The sequence below is a fragment of the Lysobacter enzymogenes genome, from assembly GCF_017168095.1.
GTDB classification, from domain to species: Bacteria; Pseudomonadota; Gammaproteobacteria; order Xanthomonadales; family Xanthomonadaceae; genus Lysobacter; species Lysobacter enzymogenes_D.
Genome location: NZ_LXSD01000438.1, coordinates 1 through 5,780, shown reverse-complemented (window position 1 = coordinate 5,780; position 5,780 = coordinate 1). Strand labels below are relative to the sequence as shown.

Annotated in this window: 5 protein-coding genes; all 5 read left to right on the top strand. The window is 68.3% G+C overall.

Annotation, left to right across the window (positions count from 1 at the left end; genetic code table 11):
- Positions 1–278 (top strand): hypothetical protein (locus tag A7A76_RS18815; protein WP_206412643.1); only part of this gene is annotated, 278 nt, incomplete at its 5' end.
- A gap of 17 nt (positions 279–295) precedes the next feature.
- Entirely contained in the window at positions 296–3,658 is a 3,363-nt protein-coding gene (locus A7A76_RS18810; protein ID WP_206412642.1) for a TonB-dependent receptor domain-containing protein, read from the top strand.
- A gap of 167 nt (positions 3,659–3,825) precedes the next feature.
- Complete coding sequence (locus A7A76_RS18805) at positions 3,826–4,407, top strand: hypothetical protein (RefSeq protein WP_206412641.1); 582 nt, start codon at positions 3,826–3,828, stop codon at positions 4,405–4,407.
- A 203-nt stretch (positions 4,408–4,610) separates the two neighbouring features.
- The gene (locus A7A76_RS18800) at positions 4,611–5,525 is read left to right on the top strand and encodes a hypothetical protein (protein WP_206412640.1); all 915 of its coding nucleotides are present in this window, start codon (positions 4,611–4,613) and stop codon (positions 5,523–5,525) included.
- Positions 5,526–5,581: 56 nt separating this feature from the next.
- A partial coding sequence (locus A7A76_RS18795; RefSeq protein ID WP_206412639.1) for a hypothetical protein occupies positions 5,582–5,780 on the top strand: 199 nt, incomplete at its 3' end.

Here is a 5,780-nt window from a genome sequence, read left to right as displayed (position 1 = left end):
CCGGCGCGGCCGCTTCCCCGCCGATCGTGCCGCGCGCGCCGCCTCACGCGCGTCGCGCGTTCGCGCGCGCGGCGAGCGCGCACGCCGCGACTGCTGCAGCGCAAAACAAAACTCGCCGGTACAACAAGTTGCGCGGCGAAATTAATCGCGATGCGAGGTTCGGGTTTCGTGCGCAGGCGCGTCTGTATCTAGGTAACCAGGCCGCGGGCACACGCGGCCGGCCATCCGAAAGAGGGGAGAACGAATGCAATTGCGAGTTCAGAAACAATCGTTGCTGAGCGCATCGCGACGGGCCGTGTTGTTCCTCGCGCTGTTGCCGTGCATGGCCGCCTATGCCGGCGAGCGCTCGTCGGCGAACGCGCGCTTCGACATTCCTCAGCAGCGGCTCGACACCGCCCTGTCCGAGTACGCGCGCCAGAGCGGAACGCAATTGCTGTACGCGCCGGAGCTGGCCGCCGGCAAGACCGGCCGCGCGGTGCGCGGCGAGAAGAGCAACCGCCAGGCGCTGGAGGAACTGCTCGACGGCACCGGCCTGAGCTACGCCACCAACGCCTCCGGCGCGATCCTGATCAGCAACACCGGCGCCGCCGCGGCCGCCGGCGCCAGCGGCGCCGCGCCCGCCGCGCAGGAGAATCAGGGAAACGCGCAAGAGGTCGCCGAGACGCAGCCGGCGGCGGCCTCCCCGCAAGCGCAAGACGACCAACAGGCGCCGGTAGCGACCGCAAACCCCGCTAGGAACCCCAACGCGACCACCCTCGACACCATCGTGGTGACCGCGCAGAAGAAAGTCGAGAACATCCAGAAGGTGCCGATCGCGATCAGCGCCTTCGGCGGCAAGGACCTGGGCGACCGCAAGATCGAAACCGGCGGCGACCTGGTCACCGCCACGCCCAACGTCACCTTCTCCAAGACCAATTTCGCCAGCTACAACTTCCAGATCCGCGGCATCGGCACCCAGGCGCTGTCGGTGACCACCGACCCGGCGGTGGCGGTGAGCTTCAACAGCACGCCGATGATCCGCAACCGCCTGTTCGAGCAGGAATACCTCGACGTGGAGCGGGTGGAAGTGCTGCGCGGCCCGCAGGGCACGCTGTACGGGCGCAACGCGACCGCCGGCGTGGTCAACATGATCCCGAACCTGGCCAACACCGACGGTTACGAAGCCAACGTCAAGGGCGAGGTCGGCAACTACGACACCCGCCGCGTCACCGGCATGGTCAACGTGCCGCTGACCGACGCCTTCGCCTTCCGCCTGGCCGGGCAGTACACCAAGCGCGACGGCTTCGACCACAACGAGGTGACCGGTCGCGACGTCAACGACCGCGACCTGCTGTCCACGCGCGTGTCGTTCGCGTTCAAGCCCAGCGAGAAATTCGACGCCAGCCTGGTGTGGGAGCACTTCCAGGAAGACGACCGGCGCTCGCGCACCGGCAAGCAGCTGTGCCACAACGACCCGGGCCCGCTCGCCTTCGGCAGCACCACGGTGTCGGCGATCGACCGCAACTACATGAGCCAGGGCTGCAAGGACGGCTCGCTGTACGACGACGGCGCGTTCGGCGTGCCCAACGGCGCCAGCATCCCGTTCGTGTTCGGCGCGCAGAGCACCGGCATCGGCTACATCCTGGATCCGGACGGCAACTTCCTCGACATCGCCTCGATGATTCCGCGCGGGCTCGACCCCTATAAGGGCGTGACCCAATCGCACGACCTGCGCAAGATCGCGACCTCCTACGATCCCAAGTTCGAAGCCAAGAACGACATCCTCCAGTTCAACCTGGGCGCCGATGTCGGCGAGCACCTGCGCTTCGTCTCGCAGACCCTGTACACCCGCGACAAGTACTACTCGACCCAGGACTACGGCCGCTTCCAGTCCAATCCGATCTTCACCAACACCTCCAACGGCGTGTCGATCTTCGGACCCGACGGCCCGGAGCCGGCCTACAACGCGTTCCCCGACGGCAAGTACTGCGATCCGCAGCTGGGCTGCTCGGACCGCCTGCTGATCGCCGACGTGGTCGATTCCTACAGCAAGCAGTGGTCGCAGGAGTTCCGCCTGCAGTCGTCCTTCGACGGCATGTTCAACTTCAGCGTCGGCGCCAACTACCTGGAATACAAGGTCGACGAAAGCTACTACGTGTTCGGCAACGTGATCACCGCGCTGGCCGACCTGTTCTTCAACGGCAACGGCGCCGGCCAGCGCCCGGGCAGCTGTCCGGCCGGATCGGCCACGCGCGTGGATCCCAACACCGGCGACGTGATCCCCTGCGTCTACATCGATCCCAATCCGCTGGGTTCGATCAACGGCCAGGGCCACAACTACTTCCGCAGCCGCAATCTGGCCGAGACCAAGTCGGCGGCGATCTTCGGCGAAGGCTACTGGCAACTGCGCGACAACCTGCGCCTGACCGCCGGCGTGCGCTTCACCAACGACCGCAAGATCACCACGCCGTATCCGACCCAGACCCTGCTGGCCGATTCCACCGGCACCACCGGCGTGCCGCAGCTGTTCGGCGGCTACGTGGGCTACGGCTATCCGGCGCTGCCGAAGATCCGCCAGACCTGGAACGAGCCCACCGGCCGGCTGGTGCTGGACTGGTCGCCGGACCTGTCGTGGACCGACAGCACCATGTTCTACGCCTCGGCTTCGCGCGGCTACAAGGCCGGCGGCACCAACTCGCCGGGCATCGGCGCCAACCCGGCCGCGCTGAGCTTCGAGCAGCGCAGCGCCGAGTTCAAGCCCGAGTTCGTCAACGCCTTCGAAGTCGGCATGAAGAACGTCATGGCCGGCGGCAAGTTCGTCCTCAACGGCACGCTGTTCTACAACGACTACAAGGACTACCAGGTCTCGCAGATCCAGGACCGCGCCACCCTCAACGAGAACTTCGACGCCAAGACCTGGGGCGCGGAGCTCGAAGCGGTGTGGAAGCCGACCGATGCGTTCCAGCTCAGCGGCAACGTCGGCCTGCTGCGCACCCGGATCGGCTCCAACCAGTACTCCATCGACGTGATGGACCGCACCGCCGGCAACGCCGACTGGGTGGTGGTCAAGCCGTGGCTGCAGCTGGCGTCCAACTGCATCGCGCCGAAGGAATACGTCAAGGCGGTGCTGGACGCGACCTATCCGCTGGATCCGCCGTTCAACAACGCCGCCAACATCCTCAACAGCTTCTGCTCGACCAACCTGCCGCTCAACGGCGCCGGCTTCTCGCCGGGCGGCCCGTACGACGGCGTGTACGGCTTCACCTACGACCCGGCCAAGGACGCGCCCAACGGCGGCGCCGGCTTCGCCAAGAACGTCGGCGGCAACGAACTGCCCAACGCGCCGCACATCACCGCCAGCCTGAGCCCGCAGTACACCTTCATGACCGGCAAGGGCGATTTCACCGTGCGCGCGGACCTGTACTACCAGGGCCCGAGCTGGGCGCGCATCTATCAAGACAAGATCGACCGCCTGCGCGACTGGGGCAACGTCAACGTCTCGCTGACCTGGCGCGACATCGACAGCGATCTGGCGGTGCAGCTGTACGTCAAGAACGCGCTCGGCGGCAAGGCCATCACCGGCACCTTCATGAACAGCGACGACACCGGTCTGACCAGCAATGTGTTCATCCAGGACCCGCGCATCATCGGCTTGACCGTGAGCAAGGGGTTCTTCTGATCCAACCCCGCCGCCCGCGCGCGCGGGCGGCGGCCGGCAATCGCCTGAATGCTGCAGACAGGCACCGCAGCTCCCAGGCAGCGCAGCCACGGCGCCGCTTCATCCGTGACAGTCCCGCGCGGGCCCGCACGCCCGCCCAACTCGACGCCTCACAGGAGATACACGCAATGTCCAAGCTCAAGCATTCGATCCTCGCCCTGGTCTCGGCCGCCGCGATCTGCGGCGCCACCTCCGCGTCCGCGGCTTCGTTCGAGCTGTGGAACGGTTCGGCCTGGGTCAACAGCGGCACCGTCACCTTCAGCGGCCCGACCACCGCCAGCTACCTCGGCAACAGCCTGCCGTGCACGGCGACCTTCACGGTCAACCTCAGCGGCGGCGCGGCCACCGTAACCGGCGCTTCGTTCACCGGTTCCTCGGCCTGCAACGGCATCGTCGCCTCGAACTTCGCCTGGGGCATGACCCCGGGCGCCGCCGGCGGCTACACCGGCGCCAATCCGCCGTTCACCGGCGCGCCGACCCTGACCGGCGCGCTGTCGAGCGTCAGCATCTCCGGCATCCGCATCTTCCTGCCGGCGCCGCTCAACGTGACCTGCCCGAGCACGACCGGCTCGGGCACGATCAACGGCGTGCTGGAGTCCTCCGGCTCGGGTTCCAACCGCTTCGTGTTCAAGGGCGCGCTCGGCCCGTGCTCGGTGCAGACCCAGAACGGCGGCGCGCTGTCGCCGAGCACCCCGGTCCGGGTGATCTGACCGGCTGAGCCCGGTCAAAACCGACCGCGCCCGGCGCGGGCCGGCGCCCTTCGCGCTTCATGCGTGGCGCGAAGGGAGGGCAGGCTTCGCGATGCGCCGGACGCGGCGATCGGCCGAGACGGACTTCGGCGCAGGGGAGGAGCGTTTCCTCCCCTTCTTGTCCATGCGCCCCGGCCGCACCAAACTTTCAGGAGGATTCGAGAATGCGCAAGACTCCGCTACGCACGGCCGCACTGGCGGCGGCGCTGACGCTCGCCAGCGCGTCGGCCGCCCATGCCGGCACGCCGTCGGGCCCGTATGCGATGTTCAAGTTCTGCCCGTACACCAACCCGGCGGTCGGCAGCTGCGTCCTCAACACCACCACTTCGGGCACGCTCAAGATCGGCAGCACCACCATGCCGATCGACAAGCCCATCGTCATGCAGGGCGGCATCGAAAGCCTCGGCCCGTCGCCGTTCTACGCCGCGGTCGGCGCGCCGACGCTGTCGGCGCCGCCGGCCAAGGTGCCCGGCGGCCTGCTCGGCATCGTCAACCCGGCGCCGAACTGGCCCGGCCCGCTGTGGACCGCGTTCTGGGCCATCGTCGGCGCGGTCAACGACGTCAGCGCGACGATCGAGCCGGTGCAGGCGGTGCAGACCAACTTCGGCAATGCGCTGTACCCGCCCACCGACGGCAGCGACCCGACCGTCGCCCGCCTGGCGGTGCGCGTGCACCTGCAGAACCCGTTCCTCGGCGGCAGCTGCTACATCGGCACGGCGCAGGATCCGATCGTGCTCAAGCTGCAGACCGGCACCACCGCGCCGCCGCCGCCGAACCAGCCGATCTCCGGCAACCCCGGCACCGCCTACACGGTGTGGACGGACGAGCCGAACTTCATCGGCTACCTGCAGGTCGACGACAACACCCTGGTCGACAACTCCTTCGCCGTGCCCAAGGCCAGCGGCTGCGGCAATATCGCGCTGGGGCTGCCGATCCTGACCCCGCTGCTCGACGCGCTGGTCTCCGGCGCGGTCAACCTCAAGGTCGGCCTGCCGGCGGCCGCCGGCACCAACACCGCGATCATGAGCGGCAAGTCCTCGATCGCGGCCGCGCAGTACGTACTGGACAGCGAGCAGTAAGGACCATTGGCGACGACTCAGCGAACCGCGCGCGCTGCGGAGGAGGGGCCGGACGCATGACCGGCGCCGAATCCGTCCCGCTCAAGCGCGTCCGGACCGCGGCGGCCATTGCCCTCGCTTTGGCCGCGCTCGTCGCCGTGTACCTCATGGGCCGCCATCAGGGACGAACGGCGGCCCATGAGGATGCGCAGGGTCCGGTCGCCGCCGAAGGACAGGCGGCGGCCGCCACCCTTGCGCCGGCCGCGCTCGCCGCGG

What these genes read in the sequence shown, in the direction of transcription:
- A7A76_RS18805 (WP_206412641.1), top strand. Translation starts at nt 3,826, where the DNA reads ATGTCCAAGCTCAAGCATTCGATCCTCGCCCTGGTCTCGGCCGCCGCG.
- A7A76_RS18800 (WP_206412640.1), top strand. Translation starts at nt 4,611, where the DNA reads ATGCGCAAGACTCCGCTACGCACGGCCGCACTGGCGGCGGCGCTGACG.